This window comes from Mesosutterella porci, from assembly GCF_022134585.1.
GTDB lineage: Bacteria > Pseudomonadota > Gammaproteobacteria > Burkholderiales > Burkholderiaceae_F > Mesosutterella > Mesosutterella porci.
Map to the genome: position 1 here is coordinate 151,211 of NZ_JAKNCT010000005.1, position 25,607 is coordinate 176,817.

A 25,607-nucleotide genomic window follows, 5' to 3' on the forward strand; every position below is an offset into this window, starting at 1 on the left:
TTATCCGATTTAACGGTACAACATAAAGAATATTCGAAAAATGCATATTTATTTTGTCAGATTATGCGGATTTATATGATTAAAAAAGTCCGCGGCGATTCCAACCACAACTCAACCAGCGCCGCGGCCCGCTAACAAGGAGACTTAAAAATGACAGGCATTGACTTGACCCGCCGCAGCGTCTTCCGCGCCGGCGCCGTTCTGGCCGCCGCCACGACGATCAGCGGCATTCCGATTGTGGCCCAGGCCGCGGAGGAACAGAAAAAGATCCGCCCGCTCACGGGCAAGAACCTGAAGATGAAGGACGTTCTCGACCGGGCCCGTGAAATGATGATGCCGCGCTGCTACGTCTGCGCCGAGTGCAACGGGCGCGGACCGTGCATCGGCCAGGTGCCGGGCTTCGGCGGCATGGGCGCGAGCCGCTCCTTCCAGGCGAACTACGACGCCCTCGCCGCGGTGCGCCTCAATGCCCGCATGGTTCACGACGTCCACAAGCCCGACACCTCGATCGACTTCTTCGGCACGAAGCTCTCCATGCCGGTGATGGCGGCCCCGACCGGCGGCACGACCTACAACATGGGCGGGCGGCTCACGGAAGAGGAGTTCGTGACCGCGATCTGCGGCGGCTGCACGGCCGCCGGCACCCTGGGCGCCGTGGCCGACGGCATCGGAGACCCGCTCGAAGTCTTTGAAAAGAGGCTGCAGACTTTGAAGTCCAAGGGCTTCAAGGCGATCGTGGGCCTCAAGCCCCGCCGCCAGGCCGACATCATTGAGCGCATGAAGATCGCCGCGAACGCCGGCGTGGTCGCCTTCACCATCGACCTGGACTCCGCCGGCCGCGCGGCCCGCGCGACCAAAGGCCAGACCGTTGAGCCGAAGACCCCCGCGCAGCTGCGCGAGCTGGTGAAGGCTTCGCCCCTGCCGCTGCTCTTCAAGGGCATCATGACCGTGGACGAAGCGAAGGCCTGCCTGAACGCCGGAGCCGCCGGCATCGTCGTGTCGAACCACGGCGGCCGCACCCTTGCCGACACCCCGGGGACGGCAGAAGTTCTGCCTGAAATCGCGGATGCCGTGAAGGGACGCTGCATGATCCTGGTTGACGGCTGCGTCAAGCGCGGCACCGATGTTGAAAAGTACATCGCGCTCGGCGCGAACGGCTGCCTCGCCGGGCGGCACTTCGTGCGCGCGGCCCACGGCGCGCTGGCCGACGGCGTGGAGCTGTTCGCCCGCACGATCCGCAACGAGCTCGTCGTCGCAATGACCCTGACCGGCGCGGCCTCCGTGAAGGACATCAGCCGCCGGATGATCCGCATGACCCCTCCGCCGCCGCTCGCCTTCGGCGTTCCGGCCTGACGGGGCACCAGGCGCCTGAGCGGTCTGGCGCGGCGCGTCCTGCTGCCCGCGCCAGGCCTCTTTGAAACGAAGACCGGGAAGGGACTCTCTCCCCCTTCCCGGTTTTTTATTCCTTTTTTGAGCCATTACCTGCCCGGGACCCGCGCCGGCGCCGCAGCCTTGCACCCGGTGAGGCAGAATGGTGCCACAGGATGCCGCCCGGGCAGGGCCTGGTCAGCCCCCTGCGGACCGCCCCCGCCGCCCGGCCGTCCCTTCCTTTCAGAAATTCAGGAGCCCAGAGCCATGTCACAGAGAACCCGCCCGCCATTCAGAGCCGACATCGTCGGCAGCTTCCTGCGCCCGCCCGAGGTAAAGGCCGCCCGCGCCGACTTCGCCGCCGGACGAATCAGCCGCGAAGAGCTTGACGCCGTCACCCGCCGGGCGATCGCGGAGCTGGTCCGGCATGAAAAAGAGTGCGGACTGCAGGCCGTCACCGACGGGGAGTTCCCCCGCGCGCTCTGGCACCTGGACTTCCTCGAGGCCCTCGAGGGGGTGAAGAAGGTGAGCGCCGAGGAATGGTCCGTCCATTTCAAGGGAGCCTCGCCCAAAGGCGCCCAGCTGGTCTTTACGGAGAAAATCGGCTTCGGGAACCATCCGTTCCTTCAGGCCTTCAGGAACATCCGGGACATCGCCGGCCCGCAGCAGCTCGTGAAGTTCACCATCCCGTCGCCGTCCATGCTGCATCTGATCCCGTGCGTGCGGGGGCTGCAGAACTACAGGCCCATCGAACGCTACCGCAGCGAGGACGTGCTGTTTGACGACATCGTCCAGACCTACCGCGACGCACTTCTCGCCTTTTACCGGGAAGGCTGCCGCTACCTGCAGTTCGACGACACCTCCTGGGGCGAGTTCTGCGACCGGGAGAAGCGCGCCGCCTACAGCGCCCAGGGCATCGACCTCGACCGGCTCGAGCGCCGCTACGTTGACACCATCAACCGGATCCTCGAAGTGAAGCCCGAGGACATGACGGTCACGATGCATATCTGCCGCGGCAATTTCCGCTCCACCTGGTTCTCCTCCGGCGGCTACGACCCGGTCGCCCCCATCCTCTTTGCCAACGCCCGCGTCGACGGCTTCTTCCTCGAATACGATTCAGACCGCGCCGGCGGCTTCGAGCCGCTGCGCTTCATCAGGGACCAGATCGTGGTGCTGGGGCTCGTCACCTCGAAGTTCCCGCAGCTCGAGGATCCTGAGGCCGTCAAGGCGAGGATCAGGGAAGCCTCGAAATTCGTGCCGCTCGAGCGGCTGTGCCTGTCCCCGCAGTGCGGCTTCTCGTCCACCGAGGAGGGCAACGTGCTCACCGAGGAGGATCAGTGGAAAAAGCTCCGGCTGATCCGCCGAATCGCCGACGAGGTCTGGGGAAGATAAAGCCTGCTAAACGGCTGCTCCGCCGCGGGGGAAGAGCCCCTGAGGCGGGGCCGTCTCCTCCCTTTCGTCGGGCCACAGCGCCGGGTTAAAATAGCCCCAGATACGCCCTCTTCCGGCGGGGCTTACCCTTTGGGCCTCCCTTCGATGAAACAAAACGTTCCCTCTCTTGGCACCTATGTCTACAACGAACTGCTCAAGAAGATCAGTTCCCCCGCGGCCTTCCCTGCCGGCGCAAGATTGCCTTCCGAGGAGCGGCTCGCCCAGGAGTTCAAGGTCTCACGCCCCATCGTCCGCGAGGCCCTGTCGCAGCTCAGGGAAGACGGCATCATTCAGTCAAGGAGAGGAGCCGGCTCCTTTATCGTGCGCAAGCCCCAGCCGCTGCTGCCCGACAGCGAGACCGTAGACAACTGGAACGACCTGCTCCAGGGCTACGAGTACCGGTCTGTGCTCGAGAGCAATATCGCTTACCTTGCCGCGCTCCGGGCAACGACCGAGGACAAGGAAAGCATCCGGCGCGCCTATCTGCGCGTCATCAACGAGTACCACAGCAACACCGACGGGACGGCCCCGGGAACGGACTCCGACATGGATCGGGACACGGCCTTCCACATGGCGGTGGCCCGGGCCACCCACAACCACTACTACATCGAGGCCCTTCAGGCGCTGCTCGATCAGATGAAGGCCACCATGCTGATGATCGTCAAGATCTTCAGCGGCAACCCCGCGCGCCACATCCAGATCCTCACCGATGAGCACAGCTGGATCGTGAACGCCATCCTCTACGGAAACCCGGAGCAGGCGAAGGCCGCCATGATGCTTCACATCCAGAACGCCCGCGATTCCATTCTGCCCACCGAGCTGACGAACAAAATGCAGGGGCTTCCCCTGGAGTCCCGCCTCACGCGGCGGTAGTCTTCATACTGGAAAATACAACTTCTCTCGAAAATTCTGCTCGAAAAGGAACTGAACTCCCAACTATTTGGGCATTTTCAGCCTATACAAGTAAAAATTAGTAATAATTAGTTGTTTGTCATGCGTCAAAAAAGTAAAAATAATTTACTTCTTTTGGTAAAATTTGTAAAAATAAGTGCTATTCTGGATGCTGAAGTCTCCAGAAAGCTGCTTTTTTCGTGATTTTATTTACAACTTGTTTTCCATTGTCGTGCACAGCCCGAGGGGGAGCCGCCCCGACGGCTGCGGCGCGGCTGTTGGGGAGAAGAAGCCATGACAACTCAAATGATCATCGCTCAGGTGCTGATGGTGATCACGCTGATCATCATGATCACCGGTAAAACGCCTATCTACCTCACCGCCATCGTCGGGGCCGCCGTGGCGGGCATTGCGGCCGGCTTTCCGATATCCGGCAAAGCCCCGATGACCATCGCCAAAATGATCAATGCGGGCCTCAACCCCGTGATCGCGGACATGACCGGCATCCTGCTGTTCATCGGCATCATGCAGGCCACCGGCTTCCTCGACGTCATCGTGCGCGACATCGTCCTGGTGGGCAACAAAATAGGCGGGGGCCCGGGCGTGTGCACCGCGGGCGGCATCGCCGCCGGCCTGATCGGCGCCCTCACCGGATTCACCCAGCCGGTAATCACTGCTGTGATTACCGGCCCGGCGGCTGTCCGTCTGGGCGTTGACCCCAACAAGGTGGCCGGCATCCAGGCCCACGCAGGGCACATCGGCAACCTGGCGGGCTTCACCCATCCGACCCAGGTCGCCATTCTCGCCACGGCCGGCATCGGCTACGGACTGTTCAACGTGCTCGGCCTCATCGCCGCGCTGTCCATCTTCGCCTTGTCCTACTTCCGGGTTATCGCCGACATGCGCCGCAGGGGCGTCAACATTTCGGCTGCAGACCGCGAGAAGGTCATCGAGCAGATCAAGGCGAAGAAGTACACCACGACCTCGCTGCGCGCCTTCACCCCGTTCCTGATCCTGTTCATCGGGTTCGTGATCGGACTGCCGATTTTCCTCGTGGGCGTAGCCGCGGCCATCGTGACCGCCCTGCTTGCTGCGAAGAACTTCAAGGAAGCTGAAAAGGACATGCTCAAGGGCGTGGGCCTGATCGCCACTCCGCTGGTGGCCACGATCGGCTTTCTGTTCATGTCGACCGTGATCAAGCAGATCGGCCTGGTCAGCACCATTTCGCAGTTCGCCGCCCCGGTGCTGTCGCTCTCCCCGATCCTCGTGATGTTTGCCGTCGCTTTCGTCACCGGCTTCATGACGCAGTCCTATGCGGCCTCAGTGGCCGTGCTGGTGCCTTTCCTGCAGGTGGTTCTGGGCACCGGGGCCGACCCGTTCGCCGCTGCCTTCGCGGCCGCCTCGGGCGCGTCCCTCATCCAGTATTTCCTCACCGGCGGCCCCGTGGCTGCCCTGGCGACCGTGATCCCGGTGATCCCGGGCTCCGACCTGAAGACCGCGAACGCCTTCCAGCGTCCCTCCATCCTCTTCGGCTGCCTGGTAGCCTTCATCATCACGGTTATCCTCACGCTGGTCTGACGCGCTGAGGAACCGGCAGGCCGGCGGAGCACTCCGCCGGCCGCCTTCCTTCAGTCCAGCAAATGAATGATTCTGGCTCCCTAAAAAACAAAAGAGACAAAAAAATGAAAAAAGTCATCGTGTTTACAACCGGCGGGACCATCGCCATGAAATACGACGAGGCCCGCGGAGGACTCGTCCCGGCCGTCAGCGGCGAGGATCTTGCCGCCGCCGTCCCCGGCCTGGGCAGCCTCGCCCGGGTGGAGGTCCGGGAGTTTTCCAACGTCGCCTCCTGCAACATGAGCCCGCAGAAGATGTTCGAACTCTCGCAGCAGATCGAATCCGCTCTGGCCGACAGCGAAGTAGCCGGCGCGGTGATCACGCACGGCACGGACACCCTGGAGGAAACCGCCTATTTCCTCGACCTCCTGCACGGTTCGGACAAGCCGGTCTGCGTCGTGGGCGCCATGAGGGGAGCCTCCGACACTTCGCCCGACGGCCCCGCGAACATCTACTGCGCCGTCCAGACCGCCGCTTCCGAAAATGCCCGCGGCAAAGGGGTTCTGGTCGTCCTCAACAACGTCATACACGCGGCCGGCCAGGTTCGGAAAACCCACTCCGCCAACTGCGCCACCTTTGAGTCGCCCTGGTGGGGTCCTCTGGGCTACTGCGACCAGGATCGGGTCATCTTCAGGCGCGCCCCGGTCGGCCGCCAGGTCTTTCACCCCAGGGCCCTCACGGCGCGGGTCGACCTCATTCCCGCCCAGACCGGGCTGGGGCCCGAGTACATTGACTTCGCGCTGTCGCGGGGCTGCCAGGGCATTGTGATCGAGGGCTACGGGCGCGGGAACATTCCGCCGGCACTCGAGGACGGCATCGCAAGGGCCGCCGCTCAGGGCGTCGCTGTCGTCATAGCCACCCGCGCCTTCGCCGGACGCCCCTATGAGACCTACGCTTATCCCGGTTCGGTCGGAGACTCGAAGAAGCACGGCGCGGTCCGCGGCGGGGAGGCCTCGGGCGCCAAAACCAGGCTCAAGCTCATGATCGTGCTCTCCGAGCGCCCCGAGCTCGCTCGAGATCCCGCGGCGCTCGAAAAGGTCATGGACAGCTGACGGACAGGCCTCCTGCCCTCAGGCTGCGGTCGGCCCGGCATCATGCACGCCTGCACGATGCCCACACGGCCGAGGGCATTGTCCTTGCGCGCAGGGCGGCCGCGCACCTTTCGGAGCTGTGCGGGAAGCTGAAGCTCATCTTCCAGCCTGCGGAGGAAGGCACGCGCGGGGCCGCGGCCATAGTGTCCGCAGGAGCGGTCGACGACGCCGACTGGTTCATAGGCTCCCATGTCGAGGCCCCCGCCCGCCTCGGGGAGATTCGCGTCTGCGCCGAAAGGTTCATAGCGACCACAAAATTCGATGTGAACTTCACCGAAATCGCCTCGCATGCGGGCTCCCGCCCGGAGGCGGGCCGAAGCCCCCTTATCGCGGCCGCGACCGCTTCGCTGCTGCTCACCGCCATTCCCCACGCCTCCCAGGGCGACACCCGGGTTTCGGTCGGGCTGCTTAACGCGGGAGAGGGCCGCAGCATCACCCCCGCCCACGCCCACCTCGAGTTCGAAGTGCGCGGCAGCACCCACGAGGCCAACGCCTTCATGGCCTCGCGCGCGATCGAGGCCGTGCGCGGAAGCGCGGCCGCCCAGGGCGTCCGCTCCGACATCCGCAGGGCGGGCTAGGCCGATGCGATCACCTCGACGCAGGCCTCCTGCGTCCTGCTTATGGAGTGCGCCTCCGCGATTCCCGGCGCAAGACCCATGCTCGTGCATGAAGCGGCCGGCAGCGACGACTGCACGCTCTACATGCACCGGGTCGTGGAGCGCGGCGAAAACGCCGGATTTTTCCTCTACGGCTGCAACACCCGGGGGCATCACCGGCCAGACTTCGACATCGGGGACATGGAAAGCATGGGGCCGGGCTTTCTCATGCTGAGCGGCGCCGTGAGCCGGATTCTCGGCCTCAAGGCGGCGGGCGGCTGCCCGCGCCTGAAGTGAAGGCGCAGTCCGTTTTTTTCGCCCTAAAAAAAGCCGCCGGCGGCGCTAGCCCGCCCCCCAGACGGGCAGCGGAAAAAGGAGGCTCCTTCCTAGACTGACCCAAAAAGTGAAGACACTCCGTAATATTCAAAAAGAGTGCCTTCCATGGTCAAACGTATCACCTTCCAAGAACGCATCAATGTCGTCAAATACGCCGCCATGCACGGCAGCTCGGGTGCCGCCCGCCAATTTTGGCATTACCGCAACGCAAGTGGATTCCTGAACGGCATTTGAGAAGGCCGGCCGCCGTGAGCTCTACGAGCCCGATTACAAGCCGCCAAAAATCACTGAGGAGCTGCTTCAGAGCATCTTTTTCGACCTGGACAACGGATTATCGCTTTTGCAAGCCTGCATCAAATACGGCTTCAGGAACACAGGCAACCTCAGCATCGCCTTGGAGAAATCAAGGAGTGAAAAGTCCCTGCCGGCGCAGCCGTCGGCCAAATGATCCCGGGGCCCGGGCTCCTGACCCGCTTAACGAAAAGTTGCCGGAGATAAAGCCGAGGGCCATCAGGCAGGAGCTCGGGGCACTGTGCAGGAAACAGGCAGGCCTGCTCAAGGCATTTAAGGAGGAGCGCGAATGCAGGGCTGACCTGCTAAAAAATTCGAAGCCTTAGTCCGCGACTCACTCAAAAACAGCGGCGGGTGCTGATTGTGAAAGCGGTCGATGAACTAAGGCGAAACTATCCGCTGGCCCTGCTGTGCAGGCTTGCCGGCTTCAGCGTCAAGACGTTTTGCTACCAGAAGAAGCTTGCCGCCGGTCTGGACAAGTACGCCGCCGCCAGACAGGGCATTCTGGAGATCTGGAAGCGCCACAGGAGCTGCTGCAGGTATGACCGCCTTACCCATGCCCTCAAGGCCGAGGCTGGCCTCTCCCTGGACCGCAAGACCGTGTACAGGCTGATGAAGGAGATGGGCATCGCCGGCAGGGCTGCCCGGCGCAAGTACAGCTCCTGCAAGGGCGATGCGCACTAATGCATTCCCAATGAACTCAAGCGGGATTTCAACCCGCCGGCTCCGTTCAGGAGCTTCGTCACCGACATATCGATGTTCAGCGTCAATGGCCAGTGAGTGTACCTTTCGCCGATCATGGACTTGTACAGCCGCGAGATTGTCGGGCTTGCCTGCGGCACCAGCCAGAGCATGCTCTTGATCAAGGCCATGCTCGATGACTTCAAGCAAAACATGGATGCGCGCGGCGTCAGCCTGGCAGGATCGCTGCTGCACAGCGACATGGGATGGCAGTACCAGCACGGCACCTATCGCAGCGCCCTGGCCCGGATGGGGATGCGGCAAAGCATAAGCCGCAAGGGTAACTGCCTTGACAGGGCAATCATCGAGATTTTCTTCGGGAGGCTCAAAATGAAGCTGTTCTACGGGCAGGAGAGGAAATTCAAAACCGCCCAGGAACTGATCGATGCCTTGCCGGCCATGATTCGCTGGTACAACAGGAGCGCATCAGCAAACGCACAGGCTGGAAACCCTTCGCTGAATACTCTGCAGAATATGAAAGCGCCCGCCGGATGGCGGGCGCTTTGGGATAAAAACAGAGTGCCTAAACTTTAAGGGTTAGTCTATTCCGAATCCCCCTCTTTTATCCAGAAGCCATCAGCCGGAGTCTTTCCTGCCGGCCGTTACATGCAGGCCTTGAACTCGCCTTCGAGCTTTTCGAGGGCACTGTCGATCTGAGCGCGCAGTTTCTGCGCCTCGGCCTTCCCGGCCTCAAGCTTCGCGCCGAACTCCTTGATCATCGCGTCCACCTCAGCCGGGGCGCAGCTCCCCTCGGTCTTCCTGCCCTCCACGATCTTCTTCGGATCCAGGGCGTCCAGGAACTCCGCCTCGCTCAGCGGCAGCTCCGGGGAGGCCTCGGGAAACTCCTGCTCGATCTCCTCGCGGTAGATCTTCTTCATCTGCTCGTAAGGGAAGGCCTTCGGCAGCACGTTGTTCGCGCGGGCCCAGGAAACCATGCGGCTGGCCATGTGGTGCCCGATACGGAAGGGCAGTCCGTGGTCGCGCATCAGCCGGTCGGCGATTTCCTGCGAGGCCGTCCAGTCGCTGTTGAGCTCCTCGAGAGCGCGCTCCGGGTTGATCCGCAGCGCGCCCAGCACCTTGAGGAAGCGCTGCAGCATCGCCACCGCGCGGGAGGCCATGCGGCTGTTCTTGGCCGAGCTCTTGCCGTCGACCATGCCGGGCACGAGGTTGTGGGCGCGGATGTAGACCGCGTTCATTTCGGCGAGCACGTCGGAGGCGTCGGCGCGGCAGTTGTTCATGAGCCCGGGGTTCCTCTTCTGGGGCATCGCGGAGGACACGTAGGTGTTCTCGCCGCCTTCCTGCAGGATGATCCAGGGGCGCGGCTGCGCATACTGGACCATGACGTCGCTCACAAAAGAACCCACGTGGATCGCAATCGAGCCGGCGATTGAGGCGACCTCGAGCGGGAAGTCCACGGGCGTCTCGCAAGTGCAGTCGAAGGCGTTGCGGCGCGGACGGTCGAACCCGAGCGCCTCGGCCATGGCCCTGCGGTCCAGCGGCCAGCCGGTGCCGTTGAGAACCGTAGCGCCCATGGAGCACTCGTTGCTGCGCACGAGGCACTGCGCGAGCCGCTCGCGGTCGCGCTGGAACGCGGCGATGAAGCCGAGCAGGTAGTGCGCGTAGCTGTTGGGCTGCGCGGCCACGCCGTTCGTGTAGTTGGGGACGATCGTGCCGCGGTTCGCGCGGGCGAGCTCCAGCATCTTTTCAATCACGGCATCGAGCGCCCCGCAGATGGAAAGCGCGTCGTCGCGGTCGATCGCGACTCTCATCGTCGAGAGGATGTCCTGGCTCGAGCGGCCTGCATGAATCGCGGTCACTTCGGGGCCGGTGGCGGCAATGAGCATCGGCTCATAGGTGATGTACTTGTTCACGCGCTTTGCGGGATCTTCTTCCGCGGCCTTTTCGACCGCGGCGATTCCCCGCGCCGCCTCGGAGGCGAGCTGCCTAGTGAGAAGGCCGTGCTTCAGGTTGACGACGACGGTCGCCTTGTTGATTTCAGAGATCCAGAAAAATTCGTCACGCTTCACTTCGGCCTCCTTTTTGAGCCTAAGCTTGATTTGTTAAGCAAAGTGTCTTAATTTGAAAGAAGCTTCACAACGCTCTCACTGCAAAACTATTTTGCGGCAGGGGCAAACCGCGAAGCCCGGCCGTCCCAGGGCGGCGGAGCTTCCAAAAGTGCATAATCCTATGCATAAGCAGCATCTTATACCCATTAGCCCATGTCAAAAGCCGATGATCTGACCTGCTGGCGCTACTTCGCCGCCTTCGCGAAAGCCGGAACACTCACGGCCGCCGCGAACGCCCTGCAGGTGGAAGTCTCCAGCATCTCGCGCGCCATCTCGGGACTCGAGAAGGCGCTGGGCTGCGCGCTGATCCGCCACAGCTCCCGCCCCCAGACCCTCACCGAGGCGGGACAGACTGCGCTCAAGCGCATCACGCCGATCCTGAGGGCCCACGAGTCTCTCAAGCAGACCCTGATGGACGACAAGAAAACGCTCTCGGGGAACATCCGCCTGTCCTCCGCACCGGGGTTCGCCTCGCGGCAGCTCATCCCGCTGCTGCAGGAGTTCAAGAAACTCTATCCCGCCATCACAGTGGAAATCCTCACCGGATTCAAGGAAAGCGACGTGCAGAAGGGCCTGTGCGACGTGGCGACGCTCACCGGCGTGCCGCAGCTGCCGGGGCTGTGCTTCATGAGCCGCGGGCGCAACGTCTACCTGCCGGTGGCGAGTCCGCTCTACATCGAGCAGCACGGCATGCCGCTCGAGCCGCGGCAGCTCAAGAACCACGCGGGCCTCGTCTACAACGGGCCGGTGAGGCCGGAGACCCGGGCGCTGCAGCGCGGGGAGCGCACCGAGCCGGTCATTTTTTCCACCTGCACCCGCTCGACCGACATTCTCGCGATCCGGACCGCGCTCCTCGACGGCCTGGGGGTAGCCGTGGACATGCCGCTCGTGCAGATCTACCAGGACCTCAACAAGGGCACGCTCGTTCCCATCCTTCCGGGCTGGTTCAGGCCGCCCCTCGAGTGCTTCATCGTGACCAGCCGCTCCACCTGGCACCTGAAGCGCATCCGCATTTTCCTCGAGTGGTACGCGATGATCATGCAGAAGCATTTCGCCTTCTACGAGTCGCAGGTGGAAGGCATCGTCGCGCTGCCGAAGGACTCCGGCCGCTGGGACAAGAAGGAGCTCTACAGAACCTGACCGGCAGGAACCCTCCGTCCCCTCTTTTCCCTTTGCGCAAACTGCAAAACTATTTTGGGCAAAGGGTCTTGGGAAGGGGGCGGCGCCATCCTATGCTCTTCGTATGGCCCATGAAGCCGAGTTTCGCCGCAGCGGCCCCGCGGGCCGCTTGGGCCGGCCGAAACGAAGGCCCCGCGGCCCGTAAAAAGGAGAAGGCAATGAATACGATGTGGAAGAAGTGCATCTGCGCAGCGGCCGTCATGACCCTGATGGGGTCGGCCGCAGCCCTGGAAAACACGGTGAAGCCCCAGGTCACCGAACCGATCGCCAAAGCCCCGAAGGTGGCCCTGCTGATCGGAAACTCATACTCCTTCTACAACTGCGGCGTGCACGGCTACCTGCGCGGCTTCATGAAGGAGTCGAATCCGAAGCTCAGCATGAAGACGCGCATGATCACCATCAGCTCGGGGCCGCTTTCCTTCCACGACATGAAGTTCTACCTGAGCCCGCATGAGCAGGATCCGTACGCCCATGTGGAAAACGGCAGGCTCACGAAGCCGATGTTCGACGTCGTGATCATGCAGGGGCACTCTGAGGCGGCCACCTCGGACAAGCGCCTGCCCTACTTCCGCAAGTACGCGGTGCAGGACGCGAAGCTCGTGCGCGAGGCGGGCAGCACCCCGCTGCTGGTCATGACCTGGCCGCGCCAGAACAAGCCCGCCGACATCAAAAAGATCGCCGACCGCACGATCGAGATCGGCAATGAAGCCGGCGTGCGTGTCGTGCCCGTGGGGCTCGCCTTCGCCGAAGCGCTCAAGGAGAAGCCCGATCTCGTGATGTACCAGCCCGACAAGAGCCACCCGAGCGCCGCGGGCTCATACCTTTACGGCGCGGTGCTCTACTCGGTCCTTTTCCATAAGTCGCCCGAGGCGATCAACTACCTCGGCGAGTGCGAAAAGCCCCTGCCGCCCGAGACCGCCCAGTTCCTGCGCAGAATCGCCTGGAAGACCGTGACGGAATTCTACGGCTGGAAGCAGCCTTAAAAAATTGCTTCCCCGGCCGCTGCGTCCGCCGCCATACCCTCCCAGGCCCGGATGCGGCGGCTTTTTTGCGTCCTGCGGAAAGCGCGGCCGTCCCCGGCCGGACAGCCCCCGGGCATCCTGATCGCCAGAAATTCCTACTCTTATTACAACTGCGGCGTGGACGAAGTCCTGCGCGGGCTCATGCGGGAGACCAGGCCCCGGCTGCGCTCCGAGGTCACGCTTGAGGCGGTGAGCGGCGGCGCCGTCGCCGCGCATCCGCTGCCGCAGCTGCTCCGGTCGCGCGGCGGCCTCCCGGGGCCCGGCATCGTGATCCTGCAGGGCAATTCGGCCGCTGCGGCTGCGGGGCACTCCGGCTTTTACCGCCGCGGAGTCCTCGCCCAGGCCGAGGCCGCGAGGCGCTTCGGGCCGGACGCGAAGCCCGCCTGAAGGTGATCCCGGTCGGGCTCGCCTTTGAACTAGCTGAAAAAACGGGGCGGGCGAAGCTTCGGATGCCCGACGGGCGGCATCCGTCGGCCGCCGGCACCTACCTCTACGGCGCCGTGCTCTACTCATCGCTTTTCGGCCGCTCGCCCGAGGGCCTCGCCTACCGCGGAGGCTGCGAAAAGCCGCTCGAGCCCGCTCTGGCCCGCTTCCTGCAGGGCTGCGCCTGGAAGGCGGTCACGGCTTCAGCGCCGGGCAGGACGGGCAGAAGGAGCGCTGAAGGCTGGGGAAGTGAGGCCGGCACAGCAGCCTCTTTTCCCCTTCCGGCCTCAAAGCGCCCGGGCGCGCACCGCCGCGGGTTCGCGCCTCCTTCAGGACCGTCCCGCAGGGATCCCTTTTACGCGGGAGGCCGCTCCCGCAAAGGCGCATCCCGCACAAGCGTTATGCAGGATCCGAAGCGTCCCGCATAAGAAGAAATTCTTATTTATTAATAACGAGTTACCTAATACATAAAACAAATTTTCGAGCAATCCCATAAATGCGGTATAGGCTTTGTATCTACCGTGTTTTTATCGTTATTCAAGCAAAGAATAGCCGGAACGTGCTCCAGATATAGAAAAAATGCGCTAAGTATAAACACTTACTACTACAAGTTTACGTAAGCCGCATTCAAAAAAGGGAAAGCGTCCGGCTTTTGAAGGCGGCACCCCTCCATGCGGTGAATTCCTCCCGCGGGCAGGCCTGTGGAAGATGGGATCTGAAACAAGAAGCAGGCTTGTTTTGAATCCACTCGGCCGCCTCGCGCTGAACCTGTTCCCCGGGAGACCAGACGGGGAAAAAGAGGCGGCAGGAGCCACTAAAAAAACACTCCACCGTAGGAGATTGACAATGGAAGTTTCCCGCAGAAGTTTCTTTAAGCGCGGTTTTCTTTTGGGAGGACTCGGGACCGGACTGTCCGGCGCCGCAGCTGCCGCCTCCGGCCATAAAAAGGCGCCCTACAAGCTCACCGGAGTCCAGGAATTCACCAACATCTGCTGCTACTGCTCCGGCGGCTGCGGCACGATCTGCTCGACGCGCAACGGCGAGCTCGTGAACCTCGAGGGCGACCCCGACAATCCGGTGAACCTCGGCGGCCTGTGCCCGAAGGGAGCGGCCATGTGGGGGCTGCGCAGCATCGTCACCGCGGACCGCCGCGTCCAGGCGCACCCCGACCGCGTCATCTATCCGATGGTGCGCCGCCCGGGCTCGAAGAAATGGGAAAGGATCAGCTGGGAGCAGGCCGCCAGCGAAATCGCGCGCCACGTGAAAAAGACCCGCGACGCGACCTTCGTTGAGAAGGAGTCCGGAGTCACCGTGAACCGCTGCGACGGCATCGCCACCTTCGGCGCGGCCCAGCTCAACAACGAGGAGGCCTGGCTCGTACAGAAGTTCACGCGCAGCCTCGGCTCGGTCACGATCGACAACCAGACGCGCGTGTGCCACTCCTCGACCGTCTCGGGCCTCGCCCCGAGCTTCGGCCGCGGCTCGATGACAAACCACTGGTGCGATCTCGCCAACTCCGACGTCCTCATGACGATCGGCTCGAACAACGTCGAAAACCACCCGCTGTCCTCGCGCTGGGTCGAGCGCGCCCAGGACAAAGGCGCAACCTGGATCGTGGTCGACCCCCGCTTCTCGCGCTCGGCGGCCCGCGCCGACATCTACGCGCGCATCCGCCCCGGCACCGACATCGCCTTTTTCGGCGGCCTCATCAACTACATCCTGCAAAACGAGCTCTACCAGAAAGAGTACGTCCTGCACTACACGAACGCGGCTTGCCTGATCAGCCCGGACTTCAGCTTCGATCCCGAGACCGGCCTGTTCTCGGGCTGGGATCCGAAGACGAAGCGCTATTCGAACAAGACCTGGGGCTACAACTACGACAAGACCGCGGCCTGGAAGACCGACGCGGGCTCGCAGTTCGCCTGGGTGAAGAAGCCCGGAACCCCGAAGTTCAAGACGCCGGATCTGGAGATCCTCAAGCGCGACATGACGCTCAAGGACCCGAACTGCGTGCTCAACATCATGAAGCGCCACTACGCGCGCTACACCCCCGAGGCTGTCTCGCGCGTGACCGGAATGGACATCGACGTGATGAAGAAGGTCTGGCAGGTCTACGCCTCGACCGGCAAGCCCGAGCGCTCCGGCACCTTCATCTACGCCCTCGGCCTCACGCAGCACACCTACGGCTCGCAGAACTGCCGCGCGATGTGCGTGATCCAGCTGCTGCTCGGCAACGTGGGCGTGGCCGGCGGCGGCATCAACGCGCTGCGCGGCGAGCCCAACGTCCAGGGCTCGACCGACGTCGGCGCAACCTCCCACCAGGCCCCGGGCTACCTCAACTGGCCTGACGCGAACAAGCACCCGACGCTCGCCGACTACCTCTCGCGCGAAACCTACGCAGCCGGCTACTACTCGAACAAACCGAAGTTCTGGGTCTCGGCCCTGAAGGAATGGTTCGGCAAAAACGCGACTTACGACAACGACTACTGCTACGACCTGCTGCCCAAGATCGGCGTGGGCCGCGACGGCGGAGACTACTCCACGATCATGTCGTTCAACGAGATGCGCGACAACAAGATCAAGGGCTACTTCGTCTGGGGCATGAACCCGGCACACTCAGCCGCGAACGCGAAGCACGTGCGCCATGCGATGGCCAACCTCGACTGGATGGTCGTCGCCGACTGGTTCCAGACGGAAACCTCGACCTTCTGGGAAGCCCCGGACATGAAGCCCGAGGACGTGAAGACCGAGGTCTACTTCCTGCCGGCCGCGCTCATCTACGAGAAGGCGGGCTCGATCAACAACTCCGGCCGCTGGATGCAGTGGCGCCAGAAGGCCGTGGAGCCCGCCGGCGAGGCGAAGTCCGACTTCGAGATCATGATGGACCTCTGGGCCCACATCCGCGCGCTTTACGACAAGGAAGGCGGCGCCTGCAAGGACCAGATCCTCAAGGCGAACTTCGACTACACGATCGACGGCAAGCCCGACCTGCGCGCGCTGTGCTGGGCGATCAACGGCTACGAGTGCGACAGCGGCCGGCTTCTCAAGGGCTACAGCGAGCTCGGCGCCGACGGCTCGACCGCCTGCGGCATCTGGATCTTCTCGGGCTACTACAACAACGAGGCCGACAAGATGGACCCGATGAAGCAGCCCACCGCGCGCCGCGGCAAGGAAGACCCCACCGGGCTCGGGCTCTTCCCGCAGTGGTCGTTCGCCTGGCCCGCGAACCGCAGGATCATCTACAACCGCGCTTCGGCCGACCCGCAGGGACGGCCCTGGAACCCGAAAAAGGCGCTCGTCGCCTGGGACGGCCAGAAGTGGATCCAGAACGACGTGGGCGACTTCGTCACCGCGAAGGGCCCCGACGACAACGCGTTCTTCATGACCTGGGAGCAGCGCGCCAGGCTCTTCGCCTATCCGATGGCCGACGGACCGCTGCCCGAGCACTTCGAGCCGCTCGAGGCCCCGGTCAAGAACGGCCTGAACGGGCAGGGCTCGAACCCCTGCATGCGCTTTGCCGACGATCCCTCCGTGCAGCGCGGCACCCCCGAGGAGTTCCCCTACGCGGTCACGACCTACTCGGTGGTCGAGCACTGGCAGTCCGGCACCCAGACCCGCAACATCCCCTGGCTCGACGAGATCATGCCCAGCAACTTCATCGAGATTTCCACCGAGCTTGCCAAGGAAAAGGGCATCAAGAACGGCGACATGGTCCGCGTCTGGAACAAGCGCGGCTCGGTCAAGGTGCCCGCCATGGTCACGATCCGCATGAAGCCGATGCAGGTGGAGGGCAAGACCGTGCACGTCGTCGGCATGCCGCACCACTTCTCCTGGGCCACGAAGTTCGCCACCGGCGACAACGTGAACGACCTGACCCCCAATGTCGGAGATCCGAATTCCTGGATCCCGGAGTACAAGGCGTTCCTCGTCAACCTTGAGAAAGCGGCTTGATGCGCGCAGAGAATTTAGGAGATACAGATGGCTAACAACAAGGAAGTCGCCATACTTTTCGACGCTTCGCACTGCACGGGCTGCAAGGGCTGCCAGGTCGCCTGCAAGCAGTGGAACGTCCTTCCGTCCCCGCTGGGGCTCAACGCCACGCCCTTCACGGGGTCCTACCAGTGCCCGCCGGATTTAAACGGCGACACCCGGCTCATCATGACCTTCAAGGAGACCGAGTCGGGCGACAAGTACCATCCGATCAACCTGGCGATCGGCCGCCGCTCGTGCTTCCACTGCACGGACGCGGGCTGCGTGAAGGCCTGCTCTTCGGGCGCCCTCTACAAGAAGGAAAACGGCATCGTCGCCATTGACCCGGAAAAGTGCAACGGCTGCACCTTCTGCCAGAGCGGCTGCCCCTTCGACGTGCCCCGCTACCGCCCCGGCGACGGGATCGTCGACAAGTGCACGCTGTGCATGGACCGCATCGAGGAGGGCGGCGTCCCCGCCTGCGTGAAGACCTGCCAGCCCGAAGCGCTCAAGTTCGGGCCGCGCGAGAAGATGATCGCCGCCGGGCGCGCCAGGGTCGAATTCCTGAAGAAAAAGGGATTCGAAAAGGCCGAGCTCTACGGCGAGAAGGAATGCGGCGGCCTGCACATCCTCACGGTCTGCCAGTACGGCCACGAGGCCTACGGGCTGCCCACTGACCCGCATCCGAAGGCCGTGCTCGGCGCCATCCGCGGCATGAAGGCCGTCACGGGCGTGGGGACCGCCGCCGTCGTGGCCGGGCTCGCGGTTTCGTTTGCCGCCGCAGCCGGCTACCGCAGGAAGAAGGTCTCGCTCGAGGAGGCCAAGAAGAGCTGGACGCCTGAGCAGCGCGCGAAGGCGGACCGCGAAGTCAAGGAACTTCTTGAAAAAGAAGCGTCTGGAAAATAAGGAGAGCCGATCATGACACGTTACATCCAGCGCCATTCGCTGCTCACCCGGGTCACGCACGGCGTGGTGGCCATCGCCTGCATCGGGCTCGCCGTCACGGGCGTCTTCGTCTTCGTCCCGAGCCTGGGCGGAGACCTGATGGGCGGGCGCTTCACCCACGTGATGAGGGTCCTGCACCGCATCATCGCCATACCCTTCATCCTTTTCCCGATCTACTCGCTGCTCAGGTCCCCTAAGGGAGCCGCCAAGCTCTTCAAGGAGGACATCTTCGGCAAGTGGGACAAGGACGACGTCGCCTGGGCGATGAAGTTCCCGCTTTACCTGTTTGCGCCCGCGAAGGTGCACATGCCCCCGCAGCACCACGTGAAGTCCGCCCAGAGGCTGGCTGACGGCGGACTCGTGTTCTGCTGCCTGTTCATGGCGCTCTCGGGCCTCGTGCTCTGGCTCAACACCGGGCTGCTGCCCGGCGGGGGCGCCAAAGTGGCCTTCGGCGCCGAGACGCTGCTCGCGGCCCGGCTGGTCCACGACGTCTTCTTCTGCCTCACGGTGATCCTGAGCCTCGCGCACATCTACCTCGGCGCGGGCATCTGGCAGCCCTACCGCGGCACCGCCCGGATCATGTGGGGCGACGGCAAGGTGAGCGAGGCCGACGCCGCCTACCACTGGGGCTACTGGGCGAACCAGGAGCTCGCGCTGGGCAAGAACGTCACTGAAGTGAAGGACGAAAAGGAAGGAAAGGCCTGAGCCTGAAACTCAAGGGGCGCCTCCCGCTCCGGTTCTCCGGGCGGGAGGCCCGTCCGGAAAGAAGCCCTGAAGGCCCGCATGAAGCGGCTTCTTTCCAGACGCAGGCCCCCCAAAAGCCTCGCCTTAAAAACAAGAAAAGGAGATTTTCCTGATGCTCAACGCAAAGAAAATTGAAAAAGCCGTCACGCACTACGCCTCGCACAAGGACGAGAGCGTCCGCGCCAATCTGAGGGCCTTCGCCCCGGCGCTCCTCAAGGCCGCGGAGCTTAGGGCGAGGCTCGACCGCCCGGCGCCCGAATGGTCGGATCAGGAGATCAAGTCGGCCGCCCTCGGGCGCGCGAGCCTGCTGTCGGCGAGAGCCCCGGAGATCGACCCCGGGCAGTTCCTCGAGGCCGCCGGGGAAATCGCCGCCGCCCTGCGCGGGGGGCTCGGGCCGCAGGAGTCCGGGGCGCTCGAGGCCGTCGATTTTTCCGCCTATGCGGATGCCTCCGCGCTGCAGCTGGCCGCCCGGGATCCGATGGCGTGGCTCGCCGAGGTGGAGGAAAAAGCCGCCGGGCTGCCCGCGCTGGACTCCTACGTGCTGCCCGTCCTGGGCCTCACGCTGCGGGTGTTCCTCGAAGCCGCGGCTGACGCGGCCTCGAGGCGGATCGATCCGCTCATCCGGGACTACGCCCACCACAACCGGCCGCTTCGCTGCCCGGTCTGCGGCTCGGAGGCCGCCGTGGCCTGCGTGGCCGAGACCCAGAGCAACGGCAGCGTCAAGCGCCTCTACTGCACCTGCTGCGGGGCCGACTGGCTTTTCGAGCGGATCCGCTGCGCGCACTGCGGCACCCAAGTCGTCTCCGACCTCTCCTACGTCCATGACGAGGCCGACGAAGAGCACCGGCTGCACCTGTGCAGGCACTGCGGAAGCGCCTTCCCCACGGTCTTTTCCAAAGACTCCGAACGGTTCACCCCCGAGGTGGAGGAAATCGTGATGTCGGGGCTCGAGGCCTTCTACGCCGGGCAACCCCGGCGCTGAGCCGCGGCTTTTGTGACTGGCAGAAAACACACTGGGGAGATCCGGCCATGAACGTCTGGGAAAACGAAGCAATGGAGGTCTGCGCCGCGGCGGCAGGCTTCGGCGCGGGGACCTTGAGCGACGCGCCCGAGGGCGGCCCGGAGGTCAAGCTGATGGGAGCGCGCACCGTAGGCATGCGCCGCATGAACGCTCCGGCCGATGAAACGGACTGGGTGGCCGAAGAGGCCCCCGTGGCGCTGGTCTACAACGGGATATCGCACGCCGTGATGATGGCCGTTCCGAAGGACCTGGAGGCTTTCGGGCTCGGGTTCTCCCTGTCAGAAGGCATCATCCCCGACGCTTCCTGCCTCTACGACATTGAGGCGAGGCAGGCCTGCGGGGGATACGAAGTGTCGATGCGGATTTCCTCCGAATGCTTCTGGAAGCTGAAGGATCACCGCCGCTCGATGGCCGGCCGCACGGGCTGCGGGATCTGCGGCATCGAGAGCCTGCGCGGCGTCACGCACGCTGCGGGGCCCGTGGGCCGCGAGGAGACCTTCAGCATGAGGCACTACGAAGGCGCCCTCAGGTACCTGAAGAAGGTCGAGCAGCTGGGCAGCCTCACCGGCTGCACCCATGCCGCCGTCTGGATCAGCCCGGACGGGTCGCTTGCCGGAGGGGCCGAGGACGTGGGCCGGCACGTGGCCCTCGACAAGCTGCTCGGCATGCGGGTGCAGAAGGGCTGGCGCCACGGGGCGCTGCTGATCAGCTCCCGGGCGTCCTTTGAGATGGTTCAGAAGGCGGCGCTCTGCGGCGTAGAGATCCTGCTGGCCGTCTCCGCCCCCACGGGGCTTGCGATCGACCTGGCCCGAAAAGCCGGAATGACGCTCGCGGGCTTCTGCCGCAGGGGCAGCGCCAACGTCTACTCGCACCCCGAGCGCCTGATCGGGCTTTGAGCGCCCCGAGGAAGGGGGGGCTGCAAGTAGACTGACCCAAAAAGTTAAGACACCCCCTATTATTCAAAAGGAGTGTCTACCATGGTCAAACGCCTCACCTTCCAAGAACGCATCAATGTCGTCAAATACGCCGCGAGGCGCGCCAACTCAGGCGCCGCCCGCCATTTCGGCATTGCCGCAACGCAGGTGGATTCCTGGGTGGCATTTGAGAAGGCCGGCTGCCGCGAGCTCTACGATCCCGCTTACAAGTCGCCTGAAATCACTGAGGAGCTGCTTCAGAGCATCTTTTCCGACCTGGACAACGGATTATCGCTGTTGCAAGCCTGCATCAAATATGGCTTCAAGAACACAGGCAGCCTCAGTGTCGTCTTGAAGAAAGCAAGAAGCGGAAAGCCCCTGCCGGTGCGGCGCGGCCGTCGGCCAAAGAATCCCAGGTCCCGGGCTCCTGACCCGCTTGACAAAAAGCTGCCGGAGATAAAGCCCGGAGCCACCAGGCAGGAGCTCGAGGAACTGTGCAGGAAGCAGGCAGGCCTGCTCAAGGCATTTAAGGAGGAGCGCGAATGCAGGGTTGACCTGTTAAAAAAATTCGAGGCCTTAGTCCACGACTCACTCAAAAGCAGCGGCGGGCGCTGATTGTGAAAGCGATCGATGAACTAAGGCGAAACTATCCGCTGGCCCGGACAAGTACGCCGCCGCCAAACAGGGCATCCTGGAGACCTGGAAGTGCCACAGGAGCTGCTACGGGTATGACCGCCTGACCCATGCCCTCAAGGCCGAGACTGACCTCTCCCTGGACCGCAAGACCGTGTACAGGCTGATGAAGGAGATGGGCATCGCCGGCAGGACTGCCCGGCGCAAGTACAGCTCCTGCAAGGGCGATGCGCACTGATGCATTCCCAATGAGCTCAAGCGGGATTTCAACCCGCCGACTCCGTTCAGGAGCTTCGTCACCGACATCTCGATGTTCAGCGTCCATGGCCTGTGGGTGTACCTCTCGCCCATCATGGACTTGTACAGCCGCGAGATTGCCGGGCTTTCCTGCGGCACCTGCCAGAGCCTGTCCCTGATCAAAGCCATGCTCGATGACTTCAAGCGAAACATGGATGCGCGCGGCGTCAGCCTGGCAGGATCGCTGCTGCACAGCGACATGGGATGGCAGTACCAGCACAGCACTTACCGCTGTGCCCTGGCCCGGATGGGGATGCGGCAAAGCATGAGCCGCAAGGGTAACTGCCTTGACAATGCAATCATCGAGATTTTCTTCGGGAGGCTCAAAGTGGAGCTGTTCTACGGGCAGGAGCGGAAATTCAAAACCGCTCAGGAACTGATCGATGCCTTGCCGGACATGATCCGCTGGTACAACCAGGAGCGCATCAGCAAGCGCACAGGCTGGAAAACCCCTGCTGAATACTCTGCAGAATATGAAAGCGCCCGACGGATGGCGGGCGCTTTGGGATAAGATTCAACTCAAAAACAGAGTGTCTAAACTTTAAGGGTTAGTCTAAAGCTTCACCCCTTTTCCAAGCGGCCAGCCTGCGATAAAACTGCCGCACGCTCAGTTTCATCACTTTGGCCGCCTCCGGAGGAGAAAGCAGACCGTAGACGACTTGCCCGAAGATCTCCTCTGCACTGACTTTGGATCCCGGGACTTTTTCAGGAAGCGAGTTTTTCATATTGACTCCTAAAAAACAGGCTCTCTGAATTGATTGTGTGACAAAGTCGCTTTGCCGGGAACTGTCATGCCGATTGCCGGCTTGTGACAGAATCGCGTTGCCAGCCTATGTCAAAGTCCCTTGGTTTGGTGTGACATAGTCGCGTTGCTCTAACATTCTTCTGTTTCAGTTCGCTATCGTCCGAAAATTCTGTTATCTTTTCTTCAGGAAGGTTGCTCGCAGAGCGTTTCGGACGTTTGAGCGGGGGATTCCTCTTTTGAGGTCTTGCATCCAGTGCTGTGGGAACTTTCTTATAGGCCGTGAGAAGCATGAGCTTCTTGCGGCCGGTTCGTATCTCTTCCACGAAAATATTAGTTCCGTCTGGGAAGGTCTTCCTGAAGCGCAGAACGTTATTCCCAGAATTCCCAGACCTCCCCGCGTATTCAATCTCGTCAGGGCGATTAACGACCTCTGGCAAACGAAAAAAATCCGAGTCGGTTAGGGGAATTTGATTTTCTCTTTCTTCCATCTGATTGCCATGCCGTCCTAAGGCGTGAGCAACAGAGGCATCGGTCAAGCTGTGAACGTAACCATGAACATCAAATCCGAGTTTACCAATACATTCCGCTGTCTCTTCGCTGACCTGCAGATAATCTTCAAAGGAATCTCTTCCGTGCGCATTGGTTGACAGACCATCTCTGACTCTTTGGACGATTCGAGCAATCCGCTTCTTTGCGTCGGCAAATCTGTCGTTCATCCATCCTTGTCTGAATTCTCCCGCGGGCTCTGTTCTTTTCTCTGTGACAGCGTTCGCCCCCCACGACTTGCGCCCGGTCAGCGCCGAGTCGCTGTACATGTGGGCCAGCGTCTGCTTTGCCGCTCTAGGCAGGACCTCTAGGGGCTCGCCAAACTCGTCCTTAAACATAATGCCAAGGACGCGCTGGACATTTCCGCCGTCCTTGTAGACCTGCTGGACCCACGTCGCGAACCGGTGGAACAGCCGAGTCAGGCGAAGCGTCGGCGCTTTGCCCTGCCCGAGATAGATCTCGCTGTTGTATGCAAACCACTCGTGGATCTTCCGCTTCTGCGCCGTGCTCATGCCAGCCCAGTCGTCGGCCGTGATTCCGAAATGCTCTAGGATCGCTTTGGCGTCCACGGCCAACAGGCGAGGCAGTTTGCCCGCGGCGTACATCTCCATCAGGCGCTCAAGATAAGCGTGGCTCATCTCGTGCACGACGGTGGTGACATCCGCGTCGCGCGTCAGCGTGACGGTGTGGGTGCGCGGGTTGTAGCTCCCGCGATATCCGTCATCGTTGCTTAGCGCGGGCTGTTTGCGAGAATGAAGCTCTTCGTCCGCAGGTCCCTTGGCTGAAGGCGCAGGCGTGGAGGCCGCGTCCACTGTTTCAGTGACAGCCTTGTTCGCTTTAGCTTATTTCTTTACAGCGTCGGAAACGTAGGGCTCACCGTAGTTGGCGCCATCGGTCTCTGGCAGATCCTCCAGCTGGCTCGAGAACCCATTGGAGTCCTTGTCATAGACCATGAAAATAATGTCAGGCTTTCCATCATTGAAATTTTTCGACTTCTTTGTCCCGCCCTTGCCGTCCGATACGTCTGCCTTTCCAGAGAAGAAGCTGTAGTCCCAATCGGCGGGGGCGTATTTGGGATCGAACTTGAGCCGGGCGACATGGCGGAAACCGTGCGCGGCATAGAAGGTCGGCAGTATCGTGTCGTAGCAGTCGAGCCTGCGGCTATGGCGCATTCAATAACGGCGCTGCCCGCCCCGCTGTCATTACTGCTAAAAACGGAGACGAGATCGTCGCCATTCTTGATGATGAAGCCGGCCTTCTTATCGTGGGTCAGGAATATCCGATACTTGCTCCGGTCTACGTCGTCCCTAAAGAGATCAGCAACGGTTGACTCATCGACGCAGGCGCCGACAGGGCCAAGTTCCTTTTTTACATTGAGGATCGCTTTCTGGAAAGCTTGAGCCGCTTCTTTTGTAGGGGAGAATTCCTCAAACTTGGCCGCGTGCTCCTTTGCAACGTGACTCCTTTTTTGCTATGGCATTCAGGACATCTGAAACGCCACGCCCCGGGCTCCATATCGCAATTGGCTTCAGCTGAACAGAAAGTCGTCGTCCATTGCGTCCTCGAGTTCTTCCTTCGTCCAATACGGATACCCGGCCCCCATCGGCTCCACCGGATCCGCGTACTCCGGTCTCTGCCACTTTCCATTCACTTCGATACACAGACGACAGCCGTTTTTGACGCTCCGTACCGTTCTGTAGGGATAGTCCGAATCTCCGTCGTAAATTGCTAAAGACGAGCGCTCTAAAGGCGTTACGCTTATTTGCAGGGTCGAGAGTATCGAATCGAGGCTTGATTGGTCCTGCGCTTTTTCCATTTGTCGTGTCCTTGCTGGTCGCCGTCTGTACACCGGTGCCAACACCTTCTTCGCTTGCTTTGTCCGCGGCCTTGGCTTTCGCCTCTTCCGCTATCTCTTTCGAACTGGTATGGATTTCTTGGACAGATGTAAGACGGAATTATTTTAGGCATCCGGCTTTTCAATTTCTCGAAAAAATTTCTGTCGTAATCAGCAGCATTCAAGACAGCGTTTCCTGTTTCTCCTTCTGGCGCTGCTGCCGGTACTCTGACGGGGGGACGTTGCCGATCACTGAGCAAGGCCGGCGGTTGTTGTAAAAATCGATATAGAAGGCAATGCTGTCATTCTGTTCCTGGAAGCTCGGCTTCTCCCTGCTGAGCAGGGAGTTATACAGGGATTCGACCTTAAAGGTGCCGTTGAAGCTCTCCATGGTGGCATTGTCATAGCAGTTGGCCGTGCGAGAGAAACTTTGCGCCACGCCCATATCAGCAAGCAGCTGCCGGAAGATCTCCGAGGTATAGATGCTCCCGCGGTCACTGTGAAGCATGGCTCCGGGAGCAAATTTGCGGAACGACAGGATCTGCAGAGTGGCGACCGCCAGCGCTGTGTCCTGGGTCCTCGAGAACACCCAGGCAGCAATAGACCGGTCGAACAGGTCCTGGACCAGGGACAGGTATCCCCAGTGCCATTCGCCGTTTTCAAAGTAAGGGATGTACGTAACATCCGTGACCAGCCGAAACATGGGCTTGTCTGCGCAGAACTGGCGATTGAGCATATTATCCGGGAGTTGCTGCTGAGTTGCCTTCCCAGCCTGAGGCTTGGCCTTGCGAGTCCGACGGATCAGAGCTCCCAAGTGATGGCGGTTCATGACCCGCTGCAGGGTGGTCTCGCACACCTCTGTTCCAAAGCGGCGCTTGAGAAGCGATCCCATGCGGCGGCGGCCAAT

27 protein-coding genes and 1 pseudogene are annotated in these 25,607 nt (G+C 62.2%); 22 read left to right on the plus strand and 6 right to left on the minus strand.

Annotated elements, in window-relative coordinates:
• Positions 1–150 precede the first annotated feature (150 nt).
• The 10 genes from MAF45_RS05380 (at position 151) to MAF45_RS11395 (ending at position 8,896) form a co-directional block, all read left to right on the plus strand.
• The gene (locus MAF45_RS05380) at positions 151–1,353 is read left to right on the plus strand and encodes an alpha-hydroxy-acid oxidizing protein (RefSeq protein WP_237978527.1); all 1,203 of its coding nucleotides are present in this window, start codon (positions 151–153) and stop codon (positions 1,351–1,353) included.
• A 282-nt stretch (positions 1,354–1,635) separates the two neighbouring features.
• A complete protein-coding gene (locus MAF45_RS05385; protein WP_237978528.1) occupies positions 1,636–2,760 on the plus strand; it encodes a 5-methyltetrahydropteroyltriglutamate--homocysteine S-methyltransferase in 1,125 nt (374 codons plus the stop codon).
• Between the two features lie 144 nt (positions 2,761–2,904).
• Positions 2,905–3,672 (plus strand): FadR/GntR family transcriptional regulator, encoded by a 768-nt coding sequence (locus tag MAF45_RS05390; protein WP_237978529.1) that lies wholly within the window; start codon positions 2,905–2,907, stop codon positions 3,670–3,672.
• 312 nt (positions 3,673–3,984) lie between these two features.
• Entirely contained in the window at positions 3,985–5,268 is a 1,284-nt protein-coding gene (locus MAF45_RS05395; RefSeq protein ID WP_237978530.1) for a transporter permease, read from the plus strand.
• A 104-nt stretch (positions 5,269–5,372) separates the two neighbouring features.
• Complete coding sequence (locus tag MAF45_RS05400; protein WP_237978531.1) at positions 5,373–6,359, plus strand: asparaginase; 987 nt, start codon at positions 5,373–5,375, stop codon at positions 6,357–6,359.
• A 23-nt stretch (positions 6,360–6,382) separates the two neighbouring features.
• Positions 6,383–6,976 carry a M20/M25/M40 family metallo-hydrolase gene (locus MAF45_RS05405; RefSeq protein WP_283207013.1) on the plus strand — a complete coding sequence of 198 codons (594 nt, stop codon included), beginning with the start codon at positions 6,383–6,385 and terminating at the stop codon, positions 6,974–6,976.
• 78 nt (positions 6,977–7,054) lie between these two features.
• Positions 7,055–7,291, plus strand: a complete 237-nt coding sequence (locus tag MAF45_RS05410; RefSeq protein ID WP_237978532.1) for a hypothetical protein — start codon at positions 7,055–7,057, stop codon at positions 7,289–7,291.
• A gap of 144 nt (positions 7,292–7,435) precedes the next feature.
• Positions 7,436–7,564 (plus strand): hypothetical protein, encoded by a 129-nt coding sequence (locus tag MAF45_RS11270; protein WP_283207008.1) that lies wholly within the window; start codon positions 7,436–7,438, stop codon positions 7,562–7,564.
• Positions 7,565–7,975: 411 nt separating this feature from the next.
• Positions 7,976–8,305, plus strand: coding sequence for an IS3 family transposase (locus tag MAF45_RS05415; protein WP_237978533.1), 330 nt, complete (start codon positions 7,976–7,978; stop codon positions 8,303–8,305).
• Between the two features lie 96 nt (positions 8,306–8,401).
• Positions 8,402–8,896: a DDE-type integrase/transposase/recombinase gene (locus MAF45_RS11395; protein WP_326520675.1), complete on the plus strand. Its 495-nt coding sequence runs from the start codon at positions 8,402–8,404 to the stop codon at positions 8,894–8,896.
• Between the two features lie 68 nt (positions 8,897–8,964).
• Here the strand turns inward: MAF45_RS11395 and MAF45_RS05425 are convergent, their stop codons facing one another.
• Positions 8,965–10,389 (minus strand): argininosuccinate lyase, encoded by a 1,425-nt coding sequence (locus tag MAF45_RS05425; RefSeq protein WP_237978535.1) that lies wholly within the window; start codon positions 10,387–10,389, stop codon positions 8,965–8,967.
• Positions 10,390–10,581: 192 nt separating this feature from the next.
• Here MAF45_RS05425 and MAF45_RS05430 point away from each other — a divergent pair, with 192 nt between their 5' ends.
• From MAF45_RS05430 to MAF45_RS05480, 12 genes and pseudogenes are all read left to right on the plus strand, one after another.
• The gene (locus MAF45_RS05430; RefSeq protein WP_237978536.1) at positions 10,582–11,568 is read left to right on the plus strand and encodes a LysR family transcriptional regulator; all 987 of its coding nucleotides are present in this window, start codon (positions 10,582–10,584) and stop codon (positions 11,566–11,568) included.
• 197 nt (positions 11,569–11,765) lie between these two features.
• On the plus strand, positions 11,766–12,590 hold the full coding sequence (locus MAF45_RS05435; RefSeq protein WP_237978537.1) for an SGNH/GDSL hydrolase family protein: 825 nt from the start codon (positions 11,766–11,768) through the stop codon (positions 12,588–12,590).
• Between the two features lie 51 nt (positions 12,591–12,641).
• The gene (locus tag MAF45_RS05440) at positions 12,642–13,016 is read left to right on the plus strand and encodes a hypothetical protein (RefSeq protein ID WP_237978538.1); all 375 of its coding nucleotides are present in this window, start codon (positions 12,642–12,644) and stop codon (positions 13,014–13,016) included.
• Positions 13,017–13,018: 2 nt separating this feature from the next.
• The gene (locus MAF45_RS05445; protein ID WP_237978539.1) at positions 13,019–13,480 is read left to right on the plus strand and encodes a hypothetical protein; all 462 of its coding nucleotides are present in this window, start codon (positions 13,019–13,021) and stop codon (positions 13,478–13,480) included.
• 418 nt (positions 13,481–13,898) lie between these two features.
• Complete coding sequence (locus tag MAF45_RS05450) at positions 13,899–17,003, plus strand: molybdopterin-dependent oxidoreductase (protein ID WP_237978540.1); 3,105 nt, start codon at positions 13,899–13,901, stop codon at positions 17,001–17,003.
• Positions 17,004–17,030: 27 nt separating this feature from the next.
• Positions 17,031–17,927, plus strand: a complete 897-nt coding sequence (locus tag MAF45_RS05455; protein WP_237978541.1) for a 4Fe-4S dicluster domain-containing protein — start codon at positions 17,031–17,033, stop codon at positions 17,925–17,927.
• A gap of 12 nt (positions 17,928–17,939) precedes the next feature.
• Positions 17,940–18,671, plus strand: a complete 732-nt coding sequence (locus MAF45_RS05460; RefSeq protein ID WP_237978542.1) for a cytochrome b/b6 domain-containing protein — start codon at positions 17,940–17,942, stop codon at positions 18,669–18,671.
• Between the two features lie 151 nt (positions 18,672–18,822).
• Positions 18,823–19,692: a formate dehydrogenase accessory protein FdhE gene (locus MAF45_RS05465; RefSeq protein ID WP_237978543.1), complete on the plus strand. Its 870-nt coding sequence runs from the start codon at positions 18,823–18,825 to the stop codon at positions 19,690–19,692.
• A 47-nt stretch (positions 19,693–19,739) separates the two neighbouring features.
• The gene (fdhD, locus tag MAF45_RS05470; protein WP_237978544.1) at positions 19,740–20,627 is read left to right on the plus strand and encodes a formate dehydrogenase accessory sulfurtransferase FdhD; all 888 of its coding nucleotides are present in this window, start codon (positions 19,740–19,742) and stop codon (positions 20,625–20,627) included.
• Between the two features lie 81 nt (positions 20,628–20,708).
• The gene (locus MAF45_RS05475) at positions 20,709–21,260 is read left to right on the plus strand and encodes a helix-turn-helix domain-containing protein (RefSeq protein ID WP_237978545.1); all 552 of its coding nucleotides are present in this window, start codon (positions 20,709–20,711) and stop codon (positions 21,258–21,260) included.
• A 70-nt stretch (positions 21,261–21,330) separates the two neighbouring features.
• Positions 21,331–21,516 (plus strand): annotated as a pseudogene (locus MAF45_RS11455) (helix-turn-helix domain-containing protein); the annotation flags it as partial.
• Between the two features lie 3 nt (positions 21,517–21,519).
• Complete coding sequence (locus MAF45_RS05480; RefSeq protein WP_326520677.1) at positions 21,520–22,086, plus strand: IS3 family transposase; 567 nt, start codon at positions 21,520–21,522, stop codon at positions 22,084–22,086.
• A gap of 37 nt (positions 22,087–22,123) precedes the next feature.
• Here MAF45_RS05480 and MAF45_RS05485 read toward each other — a convergent pair whose 3' ends face one another.
• From MAF45_RS05485 to MAF45_RS05505, 5 genes are all read right to left on the minus strand, one after another.
• Positions 22,124–22,300: a hypothetical protein gene (locus MAF45_RS05485; RefSeq protein WP_237978546.1), complete on the minus strand. Its 177-nt coding sequence runs from the start codon at positions 22,298–22,300 to the stop codon at positions 22,124–22,126.
• Between the two features lie 64 nt (positions 22,301–22,364).
• Positions 22,365–23,678 carry a PBECR3 domain-containing polyvalent protein gene (locus MAF45_RS11400; protein WP_237978547.1) on the minus strand — a complete coding sequence of 438 codons (1,314 nt, stop codon included), beginning with the start codon at positions 23,676–23,678 and terminating at the stop codon, positions 22,365–22,367.
• Positions 23,679–23,708: 30 nt separating this feature from the next.
• Positions 23,709–24,038 carry a hypothetical protein gene (locus MAF45_RS05495; RefSeq protein ID WP_237978548.1) on the minus strand — a complete coding sequence of 110 codons (330 nt, stop codon included), beginning with the start codon at positions 24,036–24,038 and terminating at the stop codon, positions 23,709–23,711.
• A 356-nt stretch (positions 24,039–24,394) separates the two neighbouring features.
• On the minus strand, positions 24,395–24,682 hold the full coding sequence (locus MAF45_RS05500) for a hypothetical protein (RefSeq protein ID WP_237978549.1): 288 nt from the start codon (positions 24,680–24,682) through the stop codon (positions 24,395–24,397).
• Positions 24,683–24,881: 199 nt separating this feature from the next.
• Positions 24,882–25,607: IS3 family transposase (locus MAF45_RS05505; protein WP_237978550.1), on the minus strand; the 726-nt coding region annotated here is incomplete at its 5' end.